18 protein-coding genes are annotated in these 17,085 nt (G+C 40.4%); 8 read left to right on the forward strand and 10 right to left on the reverse strand.

Annotation, left to right across the window (positions count from 1 at the left end; all coding sequences use genetic code 11):
• Window positions 1-15: 15 nt before the first annotated feature.
• Window positions 16-1,293 (forward strand): Gfo/Idh/MocA family protein, encoded by a 1,278-nt coding sequence (locus FXV77_RS15090; protein WP_148920066.1) that lies wholly within the window; start codon window positions 16-18, stop codon window positions 1,291-1,293.
• A gap of 2 nt (window positions 1,294-1,295) precedes the next feature.
• Window positions 1,296-2,366 carry a Gfo/Idh/MocA family protein gene (locus FXV77_RS15095; protein WP_148920067.1) on the forward strand — a complete coding sequence of 357 codons (1,071 nt, stop codon included), beginning with the start codon at window positions 1,296-1,298 and terminating at the stop codon, window positions 2,364-2,366.
• A 5-nt stretch (window positions 2,367-2,371) separates the two neighbouring features.
• On the opposite strand, the gene FXV77_RS15100 is transcribed toward FXV77_RS15095, so the two are convergent.
• The gene (locus tag FXV77_RS15100) at window positions 2,372-2,995 is read right to left on the reverse strand and encodes a 7-carboxy-7-deazaguanine synthase QueE (protein WP_148920068.1); all 624 of its coding nucleotides are present in this window, start codon (window positions 2,993-2,995) and stop codon (window positions 2,372-2,374) included.
• Between the two features lie 191 nt (window positions 2,996-3,186).
• Between FXV77_RS15100 and thrS the strand changes: the two genes are divergently transcribed.
• The 4 genes from thrS to rplT all read left to right on the forward strand — a co-directional run bounded on the left by thrS (window position 3,187) and on the right by rplT (window position 6,374).
• Window positions 3,187-5,112: a threonine--tRNA ligase gene (thrS, locus tag FXV77_RS15105; protein ID WP_148920069.1), complete on the forward strand. Its 1,926-nt coding sequence runs from the start codon at window positions 3,187-3,189 to the stop codon at window positions 5,110-5,112.
• Window positions 5,113-5,159: 47 nt separating this feature from the next.
• Window positions 5,160-5,687, forward strand: coding sequence for a translation initiation factor IF-3 (gene infC, locus FXV77_RS15110; protein WP_394344150.1), 528 nt, complete (start codon window positions 5,160-5,162; stop codon window positions 5,685-5,687).
• A gap of 41 nt (window positions 5,688-5,728) precedes the next feature.
• A complete protein-coding gene (rpmI, locus tag FXV77_RS15115) occupies window positions 5,729-5,929 on the forward strand; it encodes a 50S ribosomal protein L35 (RefSeq protein WP_105715938.1) in 201 nt (66 codons plus the stop codon).
• Between the two features lie 100 nt (window positions 5,930-6,029).
• The gene (gene rplT, locus FXV77_RS15120) at window positions 6,030-6,374 is read left to right on the forward strand and encodes a 50S ribosomal protein L20 (protein WP_148920071.1); all 345 of its coding nucleotides are present in this window, start codon (window positions 6,030-6,032) and stop codon (window positions 6,372-6,374) included.
• A gap of 88 nt (window positions 6,375-6,462) precedes the next feature.
• Here rplT and FXV77_RS15125 read toward each other — a convergent pair whose 3' ends face one another.
• The 6 genes from FXV77_RS15125 to FXV77_RS15150 all read right to left on the reverse strand — a co-directional run bounded on the left by FXV77_RS15125 (window position 6,463) and on the right by FXV77_RS15150 (window position 12,989).
• Window positions 6,463-7,050: an OmpH family outer membrane protein gene (locus FXV77_RS15125; RefSeq protein WP_148920072.1), complete on the reverse strand. Its 588-nt coding sequence runs from the start codon at window positions 7,048-7,050 to the stop codon at window positions 6,463-6,465.
• Between the two features lie 116 nt (window positions 7,051-7,166).
• Window positions 7,167-7,700: an OmpH family outer membrane protein gene (locus tag FXV77_RS15130; protein WP_148920073.1), complete on the reverse strand. Its 534-nt coding sequence runs from the start codon at window positions 7,698-7,700 to the stop codon at window positions 7,167-7,169.
• 137 nt (window positions 7,701-7,837) lie between these two features.
• Complete coding sequence (gene bamA / locus FXV77_RS15135; RefSeq protein ID WP_148920074.1) at window positions 7,838-10,426, reverse strand: outer membrane protein assembly factor BamA; 2,589 nt, start codon at window positions 10,424-10,426, stop codon at window positions 7,838-7,840.
• Between the two features lie 124 nt (window positions 10,427-10,550).
• Entirely contained in the window at window positions 10,551-11,288 is a 738-nt protein-coding gene (locus FXV77_RS15140; protein WP_148920075.1) for an isoprenyl transferase, read from the reverse strand.
• Window positions 11,289-11,380: 92 nt separating this feature from the next.
• On the reverse strand, window positions 11,381-12,274 hold the full coding sequence (locus FXV77_RS15145; RefSeq protein ID WP_148920076.1) for an NAD kinase: 894 nt from the start codon (window positions 12,272-12,274) through the stop codon (window positions 11,381-11,383).
• Between the two features lie 52 nt (window positions 12,275-12,326).
• Window positions 12,327-12,989 carry a CBS domain-containing protein gene (locus FXV77_RS15150; protein WP_148920077.1) on the reverse strand — a complete coding sequence of 221 codons (663 nt, stop codon included), beginning with the start codon at window positions 12,987-12,989 and terminating at the stop codon, window positions 12,327-12,329.
• A 194-nt stretch (window positions 12,990-13,183) separates the two neighbouring features.
• Here FXV77_RS15150 and FXV77_RS15155 point away from each other — a divergent pair, with 194 nt between their 5' ends.
• The gene (locus FXV77_RS15155; protein WP_148920078.1) at window positions 13,184-14,017 is read left to right on the forward strand and encodes a 1-acyl-sn-glycerol-3-phosphate acyltransferase; all 834 of its coding nucleotides are present in this window, start codon (window positions 13,184-13,186) and stop codon (window positions 14,015-14,017) included.
• Between the two features lie 3 nt (window positions 14,018-14,020).
• Entirely contained in the window at window positions 14,021-14,980 is a 960-nt protein-coding gene (locus FXV77_RS15160) for a GNAT family N-acetyltransferase (protein ID WP_148920079.1), read from the forward strand.
• 4 nt (window positions 14,981-14,984) lie between these two features.
• Here FXV77_RS15160 and FXV77_RS15165 read toward each other — a convergent pair whose 3' ends face one another.
• Genes FXV77_RS15165 through ubiE form a run of 3 tightly spaced genes read right to left on the reverse strand, consistent with a single transcriptional unit; the run spans window position 14,985 to window position 16,998 of the window.
• Window positions 14,985-15,434: a GatB/YqeY domain-containing protein gene (locus tag FXV77_RS15165; RefSeq protein ID WP_148920080.1), complete on the reverse strand. Its 450-nt coding sequence runs from the start codon at window positions 15,432-15,434 to the stop codon at window positions 14,985-14,987.
• A 44-nt stretch (window positions 15,435-15,478) separates the two neighbouring features.
• Window positions 15,479-16,243 carry an SDR family NAD(P)-dependent oxidoreductase gene (locus FXV77_RS15170; protein ID WP_148920081.1) on the reverse strand — a complete coding sequence of 255 codons (765 nt, stop codon included), beginning with the start codon at window positions 16,241-16,243 and terminating at the stop codon, window positions 15,479-15,481.
• 14 nt (window positions 16,244-16,257) lie between these two features.
• A complete protein-coding gene (ubiE, locus tag FXV77_RS15175; RefSeq protein WP_148920082.1) occupies window positions 16,258-16,998 on the reverse strand; it encodes a bifunctional demethylmenaquinone methyltransferase/2-methoxy-6-polyprenyl-1,4-benzoquinol methylase UbiE in 741 nt (246 codons plus the stop codon).
• Window positions 16,999-17,085: the final 87 nt, after the last annotated feature.

The raw sequence follows: 17,085 nt of genomic DNA on the forward strand, positions 1-17,085 counted from the left end.
ACCGTAACATATAAGATGATTAATCGCAGAGATTTTATCAAGAATAGCGGGCTGGTTATCGGCTCGGCAGCTATGAGTACCCCAATCTTCGGCACTGTTGCAGAAACAAAGAAAAAGATCATCCGAGTGGGATTGATCGGATGCGGGGGAAGAGGAACCGGGGCAGTATTTCAAGCACTGGAAGCCGACCCTCATGTACACGTAACGGCATTGGCGGATATTTTTGAAGATAACCTAAATAATACGTTATCTGCTTTAAAACAAAAATACGGTGATCGTATAGCCGTAACTGAAAAAACTTCCTTTCTCGGTTTTGATGCTTATGAAAAGCTGATTAAATCGAAAGTGGATGTTGTATTATTGTGCACACCACCAAATTTTAGACCCGCTCATTTGGCATTAGCCGTAAAAGAAGGAAAACATATCTTCTGTGAAAAACCTGTTGCTGTAGATATACCGGGGCTACATGAGGTAGAAGCAGCCATCAAGTTGGCAAAAGAAAAGAAATTATGTTTGGTAAGTGGATTTTGTTTTCGTTATTCTTTTCCGAACAGAGAGATTATTTCCCGTGTGCAAGATGGTGCCATCGGAGAAATCAAAGCGATTTCTTCTTTTCGCCACGGCGGTGAGTTGAGCTATAAAGAAAGACAACCAGAATGGAATGATTTAGCCTATCAACTAAGGAATTGGTACTATTACCAACGATATTCGGGCGATATGATTGTAGAACAGACGATACATAGTGTAGATTATATGTCGTGGATATTGAATAATGAGCTTCCGCAAAAAGTAACCGCTACCGGTGGACGCCAGAGCCGTCCTTGGAATAAATTCGGAAATGTGTACGATCACTTTGCGGTAGAGTATGAATACGAAAATGGATTCCGTACGTTCCATTTTGGTCGCCAACAGAATGGTACGACGCCACGTAATACCGTGGAAGCCATGGGAACGAAAGGATATGTCAATGTGGGGATTAACACCAACTATGAGATTTTAGGAGATCAACCTTGGCGTAATACCGAACGTCTTAACAATATGTACCAAACACAACATGACGAACTCTTTCAAGCCATAAGAGAGAAGCAGGTTATCAATGATGGTGATTTCATGATCAACTCAACGCTGATGGCGATTTGGGCGAGATTATCGGCCTATTCAGGCAGAACGTTATCTTACGATGAGGTTATCCATTCGAAAGAAGTTTTAGGACCACCTACGGAGGACTATAACTGGGATATGCAAATAGATGAATTGACGATTCCGAGACCGGGCCACTATAAGTTTACGTAAGGATGAAACAAATAAGGATATTGGTTGTAGGCTGTGGTAATATGGGGGCATCACACGCGGCCGCCTATCATAAATTGGCTGGGTTTGAGATTGTTGGATTGGTGTCCAGAGGAGATAGTAAACATCGCGTTAACACCATGCTTGAGGCTAATTATCCGACATTCGATCACTATGATGACGCTTTGCGTCAAACGGAACCGGATGCAGTATGTATTGCGACGTATCCCGATACACATGAGGAATATGCGTTAAAAGCCTTTGCAGCCGATGCACATGTTTTTATGGAGAAACCGTTGGCAGACAGTGTGGTGGGAGCCAAACGAGTGATTCAGGCAGCCAAAGAATCGGGTAAGAAGCTGGTGGTGGGATATATTCTTCGCTACCATCCCTCATGGATCAAATTTATAGAAATAGGGAGGACATTGGGTACTCCGTTGGTGTTCCGTATGAATTTAAACCAACAGAGTCAGGGGTACATGTGGGATGTGCACCAAAATCTGATGAAGAGTTTAAGCCCTATTGTGGATTGTGGCGTACATTATATAGATGTGATGTGCCAGATGACCAAAGCGCGTCCCATTCAAGTATCTGCTATTGGTGCCCGTTTAACGAAAGATATACCATTGGATAACTATAACTATGGGCAGCTACAGATCCATTTTGATGATGGCTCGGTAGGTTGGTATGAAGCGGGGTGGGGGCCCATGATAAGTGAAACGGCATTTTTTGTTAAAGATGTCATTGGTCCTAAAGGTTCCGTATCTATTGTCGCTAATAAAGCCGGTGGGAGAGGTCAATCCGATTCTGTGGAAGCACATACCCAAACAGAGTCGTTACGTGTGCATTATGCGGATATAGACGAAAACAACAAGTTCGTTAGACCCGATGAATGGATAGATTTGACGGATGAACCAAGCCATCAAGAGCTATGCGATCGAGAACAATTGCATTTTCTGCGTGCTATAAGGGAGGATTTAGATTTATCCAAATCTATGGAAGATGCAATCAACAGTTTACGAATTGCTTTTGCCTGCGACGAATCTGTTAAAACGGGTGGAGTTGTGAAATTATGAAGTGTTTACGGTATATTTAAGTACTTATGTGTTTGGAGAGAAATTTCCCATTGTGGGTTATTTTTAACGTATTCGATAATCAACGGTGTCATTTCTGCACTTTTAGACCATTCGGGTTGTAAATATAGCTTACAGTTTTTGCCGACGAACCTCGCGTGCTCTTCCGCCCATTGAAAATCACTTTTATTAAAAACAATGACCTTTAGTTCGCCAGCGGCATTTAATACATCCGGACGTGGACCTTTGAATTTTTTAGGAGATAGACATATCCAATCCCAATAACCAGATAACGGATAAGCGCCTGATGTTTCTATAAATGTCTGTATGCCCGCTTCTTTTAAGCCTTTTGTGAGGTAATCTAAATTATAGAGTAAGGGTTCTCCACCTGTTATAACAACGGTTTTTGCTGGGAATTTTTTTGCGTTTTCTATAATCGCGTGTGCTGACGTGAGCGGATGCAGTTCAGCGTCCCAGCTTTCTTTTACATCACACCAATGACATCCCACATCACACCCTCCTAAACGAATGAAGTATGCTGCCTTTCCGGTATGATATCCTTCGCCCTGTATCGTGTAAAATTCTTCCATAAGTGGAAGCAGTGTGCCGTCTTCCGGAACTTGATTTGACATTGCTTTTCCTTTTGAGAGGGCAAAGATACGAAAAAAAAACGACGTGGGAATGTACCTGTGCGGCTTCCGTTTCTTGTATATATTGAATATCTTTGCGTTCGAAACGCTACAGATAATTTACAGCGTAGTATGCTGGCGGTCTGGAAGTAGTTAAATTTCAATTTATTAAAAAATTAAAATCATATTCGTAGATGATTAACATTACATTACCTGACGGATCTGTTCGTCAGTATGAAAAAGGGACTACTGCCATGCAGATAGCCCTGTCGATTTCTGAAGGTTTAGCCAGAAACGTGTTAGGTGCCGAAGTAAACGGTGAAGTATGGGATGCATCCCGAGCGATTGAAGAGGATGCATCTGTTAAATTATTGACATGGAACGACGATAAAGGGAAATCTACCTTTTGGCATTCGTCTGCCCATTTATTGGCGGAGGCATTGGAGGCGTTGTATCCGGGGATAAAATTTGGTATAGGACCGGCAATTGAGACCGGATTCTATTACGATGTGGATTTTGGTGACCGTGAATTTTCTTCAGATGACTTCAAGCAGATTGAAGACAAGATGTTGGAATTGGCGAAGCAAAAGGAAACGTTTGAACGTAAATCTGTTTCGAAAGCAGAGGCCTTAGCGTATTTTACCGAAAAAGGAGACGAATACAAACTGGATTTAATTAAGGACTTGGAAGATGGCAAGATTACCTTCTATACACAGGGTGATTTTACGGATCTCTGCCGTGGACCACATATTCCCCACACGGGCGTTATCAAGGCCATTAAATTGACAAACGTAGCCGGAGCATATTGGCGGGGGGACGAAACACGCAAGCAACTGACCCGTATTTATGGTGTAAGTTTTCCAAAAGCATCTGAGTTAACAGAATATTTAAAATTTATTGAGGAAGCGAAGAAACGTGACCACCGTAAGCTTGGAAAAGAATTAGAGCTGTTTGCCTTTTCGGAAAAAGTGGGAGCAGGCTTACCACTTTGGTTGCCTAAAGGCACTGCTTTGCGCCAGAAATTGCAAGATTTCTTGCAAAGAGCACAGATAAAAGCCGGTTATGAACCGGTGGTGACACCACATATCGGTCACAAACAATTGTATATCACTTCGGGGCATTATGAAAAATATGGAGCAGATGCATTTCAACCTATCCATACCCCAGTTGAAGGAGAAGAGTTCTATCTGAAACCGATGAACTGTCCGCATCACTGTGAGATTTACAAAACAAAACCTCGTTCGTATAAAGACCTACCGGTACGCTATGCTGAATTTGGCACAGTTTATCGCTATGAACAATCGGGAGAACTGCACGGATTGACACGGGTACGTGGGTTTACACAAGATGATGCACATTTGTTCTGCCGTCCAGATCAAGTTAAGGAGGAATTTAAGAAAGTTATTGACCTCGTGTTATACGTCTTCGGAGCGTTAGGGTTTGATGACTATACTGCGCAGGTTTCGTTGCGTGATCCAGAGAATAAAACAAAATATATTGGTACGGATGAAAATTGGGATCTTGCGGAAGCGGCTATTATTGAAGCTGCTGCAGAGAAAGGACTTCGTACTGTTATAGAATATGGGGAAGCTGCATTCTATGGGCCTAAATTAGATTTCATGGTGAAGGATGCGTTGGGCCGTAAATGGCAGTTGGGAACCATTCAGGTAGATTATAACCTGCCGGAGCGTTTTGAGCTGGAGTATACTGGAAGTGACAACCAAAAACACCGTCCTGTTATGATACACCGTGCGCCGTTTGGTTCATTGGAACGATTTGTTGCGGTACTTATAGAACACTGTGGCGGCCAATTTCCGTTATGGCTTGCGCCAGAGCAATTTATAATTTTGCCTGTATCCGAAAAATACGAAGAAACTGCAAAAACTCTTTTAAATTCGCTAAATAATTCCGATATTTGCGGACTGATTGACTTCCGTGATGAGAAAGTTGGTCGTAAGATTCGTGATGCGGAATTGAAAAAAATCCCTTATATGTTGATTGTAGGGGAGAAAGAGGTCGAACATGGCACAGTTTCTGTTCGTAAACACGGGTCTGTAGATTTAGGCTCGATGAGCCCACAGGCATTTAAGGAATTATTAATTAAAGAAATAACCGTTTAATATTTAAACATTTGGCATTAAAAAGATCAGGTGGTTTTAGACCGCCAATGAGAAAGAAAGAACCAGAACATCGCATTAATGAATTCATCAGAGTACCAGAGGTGCGTTTGGTGGGTGATAATGTTGAACAAGGCATTTATCCTACTCGTAAAGCTTTAGAAATGGCAGACGAACTGGAACTTGACTTAGTGGAAATTTCGCCAAATGCCAATCCTCCTGTTTGTAGGGTCATTGATTATAGTAAGTTTGTATACGAGCAGAAGAAGAAGCAGAAGGAGATTAAATCGAATGCTAAACAGACCGTTGTAAAGGAGATCCGTTTTGGACCAAACACCAGCGATCATGATTTTGAGTTTAAGCTGAAACACGCTATAAAGTTTTTAGAAAACGGAGAGAAGGTCCGCGCATATGTGCACTTTAAAGGACGTGCTATCGTTTTTAAAGAACAAGGAGAGATTTTATTGTTGCGCTTTGCTCAGGCATTGGAGGATTACGGAAAGGTAGAGTTGTTGCCTAAACTAGAAGGGAAGCGGATGTTTTTAACGCTTGCTCCAAAAGCTGCTCCAAAAAAATAAAATACGAGAATCTAACAGGTTGATATAAAATTTAATTCATTATGCCAAAAGTAAAAACCAATTCCAGCGCGAAAAAACGCTTTAAATTGACTGGAACAGGTAAGATTGCAAGAAAGAGTGCTTATAAAAGCCATATCTTGACGAAGAAGGAAACAAAACAAAAACGTAACTTGACACAAACAAGTTATGTCTCTGATGCGGATATGGGCAACGTGAAACGTATGCTTGGCATCGGTAAATAAGTTTTATCTCCCATTTAAACAAATAATTTTTTAACCGGGTATTAGGTCGTAAGATTGCTGCAAAACGTAACACCTCATACCAAACTAAATTTAAAATAATATGCCACGTTCGGTTAACGCAGTAGCTTCGAGAAGAAGAAGAAAAAGAATCTTGAAAATGGCCAAAGGCTATTTCGGATCAAGAAGCAAAGTTTATACTATTGCTAAAAATACAGTAGAAAAAGGTTTACAGTACGCTTACCGCGACCGTAAAACCAAGAAACGCGAGTTCAGAGCTTTATGGATTCAGCGTATCAATGCAGGTGCACGTCAACATGGGATTTCTTATTCACAGTTGATCGGTAAGTTAAATGCTAAAAACATCGGTCTAAACCGTAAGGTGTTGGCTGATTTAGCCATGAACAATCCTGATGCTTTTAAAGCCGTAGTTGATACCGTAAAATAAAGTTTTTAACCCGTTATCAATTTGTTAGATACTTAAAAAGGAGCCTATTAGGCTCCTTTTTTTGTTTATACTTTATACGCTCTTATTATTACTGTTGAGGTTGCCCTTCTGTAGGCACAGCTGGCGTCACGGGCTTAGCATCTGGGCTAATACCTAATTTTGTACGTACATCCATCGATATGTCGTCTCCACCTTGGAAGTAAACTACGTTTCCAGCTGAAGTATCAAGTACATAAGCATATCCTTTTTCTTTCGCTACAGAATTGATGGCGTTCATTACTTTTGTTTGGATAGGAGTTAAAAGCTCTTGTTGCTTCTTCTGTAAATCTTCTTGTGCTACACGCTGTACATCCTGTATACGTTGCTCAATGTCTTGAAGTTCCTGTCCCAACGTCTGAAGTTCTGCATCAATGGTTTCTTTGTTTGCTTCACTTCGGCTTCTGTACTTTTCGTTAGCCTCAGTTTGTTTCTTTTGAAACTCCGCATACATGCCCTGTAATTCTTGCGTCTTTGTATCGTTTAGTGTTCTCAACTGATCATTAGCCGTCTTAAATTCAGGAGTTAACTGAAAAATTTCATCAGCATTGATATGACCAATCTTCTGTTGAGCGCTCACATGCTGTACGCCCAAAAATACCACCGCTACTAAAGCTACACTTCTAAATAAATTTTTCATTCTTCTCATTTTAATCATTTTGTTTGGTTCTCTTTTATCAACCAATACATTTTTTGTTTTATAAAATATAACGTTAATAATTAATTGCAATTTGTTGCACAAGTATAATAAAAAAATCAATTCGCCAAGCTCGGATTCGGTTTTAAACCTAATTTTGTAATGATGTCATTACTTTTGTCCAAACTGGGGTTTGCAAATAAAATGGCTACCTCACTACCTTTATCCAATATCAAATCCAAACTGTCACTTTTTGCTATTTCCTGTATTGCGTTTGAAACACGATCTTGGATGGGCTGGACTAAACGGATTCTCTCTTTGTAAAGATCACCTTCGAAGCCAAATTTTTGACGTTGAAAATCTTTTACTTGTTTTTCTTTATTGACGATTTCGTCTTCTCTACGACGACGCATATCTTCATTTAACAATACCTGATCATTTTGATAGGCTTGATACAGCTTTTCAATCTCCTCATATTGGTTATCTACTTCCGTTTGCCATTTCGTGGAGAGATCATCCAATTGTTTTTGTGCCGCAGTATATTCCGGGATATGTTTTAAAATATATTCAGAATCTACATAAGCCAAACGCTGAGCGGAAGCTAGGGTTACTGAAGCTACAATCAAACTGATGACAAATATTACCTTTTTCATATACTTTTAAATTTTATGAGCATTCCTTTGCTCTTCTATATTATGCTATTGTTGAAATATTTTCTATTCAAACGTAACGTGTATCCCAATAGCTACTTATTTCTCTAAATTTTAGGACAATTATAGTTCCAAAAAGTTTAAAAGCCTCCCATATTTTGCAATATGCTGAATGTGAAATTCTGTTTCCATTGGCTAGATTGTAACCCTGGAATCGGATCGAAGGCGTGGCCGTAATCGATACCCAACATACCAAAAATAGGTAAGAAAATACGTGCACCTATTCCGGCCGAGCGACGCATTTTAAGCGGGTTGACCTCGCTGAATTTATTCCAGGTATTACCGGCCTCCGCAAAAGCAAGAACAAATACGGTCGCTTGCTCGTTCAGCATGACTGGGTGGCGAAGCTCTAACTGATATTTTGCATAAATAGGGCTACCGGAGTTGATGGCTCTACCCGTACCATTGTTTTGTGAGCCGGTTGATTCGGGGATAATAGTACCATTCGCATAACCTCGCATGGCAATAATTTCGGAGCCCTGAAGGAAGTCAAAACCCATCATACCATCACCACCAAGCTTAAATCGTTCGAAAGTAGAGGTCTCTGTTTTGTTGGTGTAATTCCCTAAATAACCAAATTGTGCTTGGCTTTTTAATACCAATTTTCCGACGATGCGCGTATACCATTGGCTATCAAATTTCCATTTGTGATACTCTGTCCATTTATATTTTACCTCGTTAGGATCATTTTGATAGTCAATATTATTCCAAGCAGAATACGGAGGCGTCAATTGTACAGAAAATTTGAAATGGGAACCCGAAGTCGGATAGATAGGTGCATCCACCGAATTTCGGCTGATTTCCTGTGTGATGTTCATGTTGTAGGAAGTACCATTGTCAAATAAAAAGTAACCAGCGTAATTCTGCAATTTATAACGTTGGAAAGACAGCGACGTGTTTACTTGAAAATAGTTATCAGGCCATTGCAGGCGCTTACCCAATGTAGCCGTTACCCCGGTCATCCAGATACGACTGAGGTCCGAATCTGCAACCACCTGTCTACCGGTCCAGGGATCAAAGCCGAACATAGCCGAACTGGAGGTATACGCACTTAAACCGAAATAAATCGGTTTCTTACCACCTAGCCAGGGTTCAGAGAAAGAGAAACTATACGATTGGTACCTTTTCCCCGATGTCTGACCACGGACGCTCAACTTTTGTCCATCTCCACGAGGCAGCGGTTTCCATGCATCTTTCTTAAAGAAATTGCTCGTGGAGAAGTTATTGAATGTTAATCCCAATGTACCAATTACTTGTCCGGCACCGTACCCTCCCGAAAGCTCTACCTGATCGGATGGCTTTTCAGCAACGTTGAATACAATATCCGTTGTTCCCTCTTCGTAGTTCATAGACGATTGCGGAATGTCAGGTTGGATCTTCTGTTCATCAAACATACCCAATTGGGAGATTTCACGGATACTACGCATAATCAGCTCGCGTGAGTATTTTTGTCCAGGCTTAGAATAGATAGATCGTAATACAACACGATCATTGGTTACATCATTTCCCTTGACGATGACATTGTTAATCGTGAATTGTTTCCCCTCACTTATCACAATTTCCACATCCACCGTGTCGTTATAAATACGTTTAATAATGGGTTGTACACCGAAAGTAAGGTAACCATCGTTTTGATACAATGAACTAATGTCATCACTGTTCCGGGTAGGTCCTTGTAGCTTCGTCGTTAATTTTTCTTCGCTATACACATCTCCTTTTTCGATTCCCAGCAACAGGTTCAAAACAGAGTCGGTATATTTGGAGTTTCCAGACCATTGAATATTCCCCATATAGTAACGAGGGCCTTCGTGAAGGTTGATATGCACATCCACCTCGTTGTTATCATACCGGGAAATACTGTCAACAAGAATTTGGGCATCCCGATACCCTTTGTCTTGCATCTTGGCAACCAAATTTTCTTTTGCCTCTTTGTATTTGTCGTCTTTAAATTTACCCGGTCCAAAAATACGATACCAACGTCGCGGTTTCACCCCTTTTAAATATTTACGTAACTGACGATCTGAAAAATCTTTGTTTCCATCAAAATATACACGGTGAACTTTTATTTTTTTGTTCTTGGTTACATTGGCAATGACAATTTCATTGTTTGCTTCTGCACTGTCCTTTTTTGTGGTAATTTCTATTTCCGGATAAAGGAACGACTTTTCCCGAAGAAACTTCTGGATGGTGGAACGGGTTGTTTTCAGGAGGTTCTCGTTGACAATCCTACCTGAACTGGTGTTCAAGCGTTTTTGTATTTCCTCTTTCTCTCCCTTTTTCAGACCATCAATCTCAATACGTGTAAGACGCGGACGTTCCCGAACACGGATTTCCAGATAAACATTATCTCCCTCAAACCTCTCCGCATATAACTGTACATCGTCGAATAAGTTCTGCGCCATTAAGGTTTTAATAACATTTGCCGTTTCTTCACTTGGGATTTCGATATATTGACCCACTACAAGCTTAGAAATGGTAATCAATACATCATTATCCAGATACTCTGTACCGGAAACACGTACGCCGCCGATAATGTAATTTTTAGGGTCCAAATAGCTGATGTCATCAGGGTCGTTCAGGTTAATCGGGTTGTTTCCTTGGATTTGAGCGAATAAGGATTGCCCTCCGAAAACTAGTGTAAATGTTATTAAATATAGTAAGCGCTTCATTTATTCTATTTTCTCGGTGCTAAAGTACACCAATCTCTTGTTAATTTTTGTTAAAAGAAATAATTAATAACCAGCCTTTTAAATTAGGCTCTAATTTGATGGTGCAAAGGTAATAAATATAATATTATAGCTGTTCGCTTGTTTTACCAAACCTTCTTTCCCTTTGCTGATAATTGTAAATTGCTTCGAAGAGATCCTCCCGTGTAAATTCAGGCCACATTTTCTGTAAAAAACAAAATTCTGTATACGCCATTTGATAAAGAAGATAATTGCTGATCCGTTGCTCACCGCTTGTTCTGATCATAAGATCGGGATCGGGTATACCAACGGTGTACAGATTGTTGCAGAATATTTTTTCGTCAATATCGTCTACTTTCAACTTCCCTTCTGCCACTTGTTTAGCGATAGATTTAGTCGCATCAATAATTTCCGTTCGGGCGCCATAACTCAATGCGAGCGTCAGTACACACTTGTTGTTATTTTTTGTTAGTGCGATGGTGTCTTCCAATTTTGTTTGGCAGTTTTTAGGCAAATCCTCGATATTCCCGATAGCGTTTAAACGGATATCATTTTCTATAAAAGTTTTGGTTTCTTTTGCTAACGTATCAACCAGGAGCTCCATCAATGCATTGATTTCTATCTTCGGCCTATTCCAGTTTTCAGATGAGAAAGCATAAAGCGTTAAATACGGTACGCCAATCTCTATACATCCTTCCAGTGCTTCCCGAACGGCGGTTACACCATTCTGATGACCAAAGATACGTAACTTTCCAAAGCCTTTAGCCCATCTTCCGTTGCCATCCATGATAATAGCTACGTGCTGTGGTAACGCTTTCGGATTTATCTGTTGTTTGAAACTCATTTTTTCTCAGACTTCCCTATATGGGATTTTATGGTGTAAAGATAGGCGTTTTAGAACAATAAGGATGCATTAAATTGTGTTAAAATATGTTGTTAATAGTTTCTGACGTCCAATCCCCACAGCAACTTTTCACGTAATGTACTGAAAAAACTATCCGATGATAAACGGATGAGATTTACGCGGAAAGGGGCGCGCTTAATGCGTAGCTTGGTTGTCGTATCTACCGTTTCATTTTGAGAGTCACAACTGAGGATATATTTATCGGTTCTACTTTCAATCTCCAGTTCCAACTCACTGTCTGCCGAGATCACAATCGGTCGTACATTCAAATTATGGGGGGCAACAGGTGTGATCACGAAATTCCCACTTCCTGGCATGATAATGGGACCACCGCAACTTAGGGAATACGCCGTAGATCCAGTAGGTGTGGCGATGATAATACCATCGGCCCAATAAGAGTTTAAAAGTTCTCCATTAAGGGCGACATTGATCGTGATCATAGACGACGTATCATGGCGGAAAACCGTGATGTCATTCAATGCAAAATTGGCCTCTCCAAAAATCCGTTGTTGATCACTACTTACCGCTAGCAAATCCCGGGCTTGCAATGTGTAACGTTCTGCAAAAATATCATCGAGTGCCTGGATTATCTTTGTCTTGTGGATAGAAGCCAAAAAACCGAGGCGTCCAAAATTAATTCCAGCAATTGGAATACCCGAATCCCGAACCTGTGATACCGCGGATAGCATCGTGCCATCGCCACCGAGACTCAATAAAAACAAAATATCTTGTGGAAGATCGCGATGGTTATAATAACGGAGAAAAGTATCCGGACAGTCCAATTGTTTTTTTAAAAAATCGTAGAAATCAGAATAAATATAAATGGTGATATCTTTTTCTTTCAAATAGGAGAACAATTGTTCGACATGAGGAACAACGGACGAATTGAAAGCCCTGCCATATATAGCGATGGATTTTTGTTGCATAAAAAGCGGTTTTACCAAAACTTACGCAAAGATGCTAAAATTAAGGTGAGTTTTATAAATTTAGGTAATTCATTAAGATATCATAGCGTTCTTTGATGTCGGAGTCTTGACTACCATCGTTGAATGTAGCTTTGACAACATAATCAAAACGCCATAAAGAAGCGATCACAGTTGAAATATTTTGTTTGTCGACCTTGATGGTCATTTCTATTTTGGTGGTATCTGGAATATCACGGACAGCTGTATTGAGTATGCGCACATTTTCTGATTCAAAGATATGGGCGATATGCGAAAACGATACGTCATTTTTTCCCAATTCCAGTACAATGATGGCCCCGGGATCTTTATTACCCAGCGTCTCGTTAATGGCGGATAATAGGTCGATCGTTGTGACAACACCGATATAACCATTTTCTTTATCCAAAACGGGCAGAATGTCCAATTGATGCGCGTCCATATATTGGAGTGCATCGTAGATATGCTGATATTCGTATAGATATACAAAACGCAACGACACCATTAAGCTACTTACCGTTTGTGTTTCATCATGTGCGGAAAGCAAATGGTCTTCTGTCAGGATTCCCAGTAAGTCCCGTCCGTCAACAATAGGAAGTTGTGTCGTATGGAGCTCATTCATTTTATCTAATGCGAACGCAATGCTATCGTCGGATTGGACGTTAAAATAGTTCTTAGCTAGAATTTCACCTATATACATGATGAGCTGTTTTAAAAATTAAACAAAGAAAACCTTAAACCGTTTTCTATTTCCCCGTTTAATTATATGCTAAATTAACAATATTACCTTTATTCCGTATACTATTCATGTAAATAACTTTTTACATCATTAAAATTTAAATTTATTATTTTTACACCAATAATTATGGAAACACGGAACTTATTAAAAAGCAAATGGCCAGAGAAGAAGAGCAGGTAAAGTTTATTCAGGTTCGTGAAGTAATTCGAAAGAAAAGTCCGAAGGTGGCCAAATGGATTCCCGGCCCCTTGATAAGGTATCTGGAGCGTGTCCTCCATGAAGACGAGATTAACGATATTATGACCAGATTCCGGGATTTATACGGATTGGATTTCGTTAATGCCTTGATAGACGATTTGGGCGTAGAAGTAGTTTTGGAGGGAGCAGAGAATATTCCCATCGAAGACAGTGTCATATTTGCTTCTAACCATCCCTTGGGAGGATTGGATGGCATTGCCATCATGCAGGCAATAGGCCGACATCGGCGTGATGTCAAGTTTTTGGTGAATGACATACTGATGAATATACGGAATTTGGAACCTCTTTTTGTGCCAGTCAACAAAGTAGGAGGGCAGGCAAAGAGCGGAATTATGGCAATCGACCAGGCTTATGCATCCGATAATGCATTATTGGTATTCCCTGCAGGTCTGGTTTCACGAAAAATACGGGGAAAGATTGCGGATCTAGAGTGGAAGAAGAGCTTTATTTCAAAAGCAAAAAAATATAAAAGAGACGTTGTACCTGTGTACATTGATGGTAAAAATTCTAATTTTTTCTATAATTTAGCTAGACTAAGACAAAAATTAGGATTAAAAGTAAACATAGAGATGTTATATTTGCCGGACGAGATGTTTTCACAACGAAACCATACGGTAACCATTCGTGTAGGAAAACGAATTTCTTATCAGGAATTTGACCGATCGAAGAGCGAACGCGAATGGGCTCATCATGTGAGAGAGATAGTATACAGAATGGGAGACAAAAAATAATATATGCAGGAGATTATACCACCGGTAGATAGAGCGTTAATTAAAGCGGAATTGACAGAAGATGCTTTCGTGCGCTATACCAATAATGGAAATAATGAGGTTTATTTAATCAACTATCATACAGCTCCCCATATTATGCGTGAAATCGGCCGCCTACGGGAGGTCACTTTTCGCGGAGCAGGAGGTGGTACAGGGCTGCCGCTCGATATTGACGAGAACGATACATGCGAACATAACTACGACCAACTTATCGCGTGGAATCCAGAAGAGGAGGAAATCATTGCGGGATACCGCGTTATTAAATGTTTGGATGCAATGGATAAGGAGGGGAATCTTCATCTCTCTACTGCACATTACTTCCATTTTTCGGATAAATTTAAAAAAGAGTTTTTGCCTTATACGCTGGAACTTGGGCGCTCTTGGGTACAACCTCGGTTTCAACCATCTATAGATAACAGAAAAGGACTATTTTCTTTGGATAACTTGTGGGATGGTTTAGGTGCATTGGTTGTCATTAATCCCGATGTGAAGTATTTGTTCGGAAAAGTGACCATGTATCCGCATTACAATGAAACCGCGCGCGATCTGTTGATTTATTTTATGGAATATTATTTTCCAGACAAAGATCAGTTAGTCGTTCCTTTTGAACAACTCCACTTAAAATATAAAACAGATATTACGCCATTTGTTGGTCTGTTTGATGATTTGGCCTATAAAGAAGGATACAAGTTGCTCAATACGAAAATTCGGGAACTAGGTGAAAATATCCCACCGCTTATTAATACCTATATGAATTTATCTCCTACCATGCGTACGTTCGGTACCGCATTGAATGATGAATTTGGAGAGGTAGAAGAAACGGGCATCATGATTACTTTGGAAGACATTTATCCGGCCAAAAAAGAGCGACATATGAACACATACGAGCGAGATAAAGATAAAGGAGTGAGGGTAAAAGGTTAAGCTATTAGCTTAACAACCCTTTTACTACCTCCGATACAGTCCTTCCATCTGCTTGTCCAGCAAGTTTCTGGTTTGCGGCACCCATTACCTTGCCCATTTCTTTGATGGATGTTGCTCCAACCTCCGCTATAATACCTTTGACAACTTCTTCAATAGCAGTTCTGTCCAATTGTTTAGGTAGGTATTCCTCGATGACTTGCAGTTCTTCTATCTCGATTTGATACAAGTCGTCTCGATTCTGGTTTTTGTAGATATCTCCCGATTCCTTACGTTGTTTCGCCAGTTTTTGTAACACCTTAATTTCTGCATCTTCACTAAGCTCTTCCACTTGGGTCTTTTCTGTTTTTGCTAATAATATAGCCGCTTTGATGGCGCGTAAGCCACGTAATTTAGCGTTGTCCTTGGCAATCATGGCCGCTTTAATATCCTGGTTGATTTTTTGCTCTAATGACATGTTTTATGAATTATAAATGATGAATTATAAATTTTGACGGGATTTTATGAACCTCGAACAATAACCGTTCCGTTAGCCTGTGCGGTGGGCATAACCAAAAGATCATTGATGTTGACGTGAGCCGGTCTTGAAAGTACAAATGCGATAATCTCTGCTATATCTTTCCCAGAGAGTGGAGTCAATCCACGGTATACACTTTTCGCACGTTCATTATCACCTTTGAAACGGACTTCCGAAAACTCCGTTTCGACCATCCCCGGATCGATAGAAGTTACTTTAATACCTTTTTCCAGCAAATCGATCCGCATAGCTTTTGTCAATGCATCCACGGCATGCTTGGTCGCGCAATAGACATTTCCGTTAGGATAGACATCCTTTCCAGCAATAGAGCCTAGATTGATAATATGCGGTGCTTTACTTTGCTCCATCAATGGGATGGTATGTTTAGTAACATAGAGTAATCCCTTGATATTCGTGTCTATCATCCTGTCCCAATCGCCTATATTCCCATTTTGTATAGGCTCCAGCCCCTGGCTAAGCCCGGCATTGTTTATCAAGATATCAATGTTTCGCCATTCCGCTGGAAGATTGCCCCATGTCGTTTCTATGTCTTTGTTATTACGTACATCAAGTTGAAAGCAAAACACTTCGCAAGTGGGATAGGCAGATTGAATTTTCTTCTTCAATTCTTCCAATCTTTCCAAACGACGAGCGCAAAGCAACAACCTGTATTTCAATTCACTTGCCAGAACCTCTGCACAAGCTTCGCCAATTCCTGAACTTGCTCCTGTTATAAGTACTGTTCTCATTGTTGTTGAAATTATCATTTCGTGCATTCGTAGATGGTGCAGAACCCGAACGTTTGGGGTCTTACTTTTGTTTCCCTGAAACCTACTTTCCGTGTAATAGCAGCAAACTGCTCGCCGTCCGGAAAATTTGCCACAGATTCCGGAAGATAAGAATAAGCGCTCGAATCTTTGGATATCAGTTTACCCAATGCCGGTGTCAACCTATGAAAATGAAAATGATACAATTGTTTTATGGGAAATGTGGTCGGATTGGATAATTCCAAGATGACAGCCTTACCACCCGGTTTTAATACACGCCGAATATCAGCAAGACCCTGTTCTAGATTTTCAAAGTTACGCACGCCGAAAGCCACCGTAACTGCATCAAATGTATGATCATCGAATTGCAGTTTTTCTGAATCGCCAAGCTGTACTTCAAACTGCTCCTGTAGCCCTTTTTTCTCAATCTTTTCACGAGCCACGTCGAGCATACCCGCAGAAATATCCACGCCGATAATCTTTTTAGGATTCAGTATCCGGATGGACTCCAAAGCAAAATCGCCGGTACCCGTCGCCACATCCAAAATAAGCTGTGGATGGATGCTATGTAACGAACGAATCGCTTTTTTACGCCAAATCGTGTCGATCCCCATGGTCATCATCCTGTTCAACATATCATATGTTTTAGATATGTTGTTGAACATATTCGCTACCTGTTCTTTCTTTCCACCTTCCTCTGTTTTGTAAGGTTTTATCGTGCGGGTATCATTTGCCATAAAGCAAAGATACGATATTGAATTTTATCCTGCTAGAACCGTTTTTAATCTCGATAGGTTAGGACACCATTTTTCATATAATAAGTA

The sequence above is a fragment of the Sphingobacterium phlebotomi genome, from assembly GCF_008180195.1.
GTDB lineage: Bacteria > Bacteroidota > Bacteroidia > Sphingobacteriales > Sphingobacteriaceae > Sphingobacterium > Sphingobacterium phlebotomi.

Excerpts from the sequence above, each read along its gene's own strand:
- bamA (WP_148920074.1), bottom strand. The coding sequence starts at position 10,426 with ATGAAGCGCTTACTATATTTAATAACATTTACACTAGTTTTCGGAGGG.
- FXV77_RS15095 (WP_148920067.1), top strand. The coding sequence starts at position 1,296 with ATGAAACAAATAAGGATATTGGTTGTAGGCTGTGGTAATATGGGGGCA.
- FXV77_RS15140 (WP_148920075.1), bottom strand. The coding sequence starts at position 11,288 with ATGAGTTTCAAACAACAGATAAATCCGAAAGCGTTACCACAGCACGTA.
- infC (WP_394344150.1), top strand. The coding sequence starts at position 5,160 with ATGAGAAAGAAAGAACCAGAACATCGCATTAATGAATTCATCAGAGTA.
- FXV77_RS15155 (WP_148920078.1), top strand. The coding sequence starts at position 13,184 with ATGGCCAGAGAAGAAGAGCAGGTAAAGTTTATTCAGGTTCGTGAAGTA.
- thrS (WP_148920069.1), top strand. The coding sequence starts at position 3,187 with ATGATTAACATTACATTACCTGACGGATCTGTTCGTCAGTATGAAAAA.
- rplT (WP_148920071.1), top strand. The coding sequence starts at position 6,030 with ATGCCACGTTCGGTTAACGCAGTAGCTTCGAGAAGAAGAAGAAAAAGA.
- FXV77_RS15125 (WP_148920072.1), bottom strand. The coding sequence starts at position 7,050 with ATGAAAAATTTATTTAGAAGTGTAGCTTTAGTAGCGGTGGTATTTTTG.
- FXV77_RS15150 (WP_148920077.1), bottom strand. The coding sequence starts at position 12,989 with ATGTATATAGGTGAAATTCTAGCTAAGAACTATTTTAACGTCCAATCC.
- FXV77_RS15130 (WP_148920073.1), bottom strand. The coding sequence starts at position 7,700 with ATGAAAAAGGTAATATTTGTCATCAGTTTGATTGTAGCTTCAGTAACC.
- FXV77_RS15100 (WP_148920068.1), bottom strand. The coding sequence starts at position 2,995 with ATGTCAAATCAAGTTCCGGAAGACGGCACACTGCTTCCACTTATGGAA.
- ubiE (WP_148920082.1), bottom strand. The coding sequence starts at position 16,998 with ATGGCAAATGATACCCGCACGATAAAACCTTACAAAACAGAGGAAGGT.
- FXV77_RS15090 (WP_148920066.1), top strand. The coding sequence starts at position 16 with ATGATTAATCGCAGAGATTTTATCAAGAATAGCGGGCTGGTTATCGGC.
- FXV77_RS15145 (WP_148920076.1), bottom strand. The coding sequence starts at position 12,274 with ATGCAACAAAAATCCATCGCTATATATGGCAGGGCTTTCAATTCGTCC.
- FXV77_RS15160 (WP_148920079.1), top strand. The coding sequence starts at position 14,021 with ATGCAGGAGATTATACCACCGGTAGATAGAGCGTTAATTAAAGCGGAA.
- FXV77_RS15165 (WP_148920080.1), bottom strand. The coding sequence starts at position 15,434 with ATGTCATTAGAGCAAAAAATCAACCAGGATATTAAAGCGGCCATGATT.
- rpmI (WP_105715938.1), top strand. The coding sequence starts at position 5,729 with ATGCCAAAAGTAAAAACCAATTCCAGCGCGAAAAAACGCTTTAAATTG.
- FXV77_RS15170 (WP_148920081.1), bottom strand. The coding sequence starts at position 16,243 with ATGAGAACAGTACTTATAACAGGAGCAAGTTCAGGAATTGGCGAAGCT.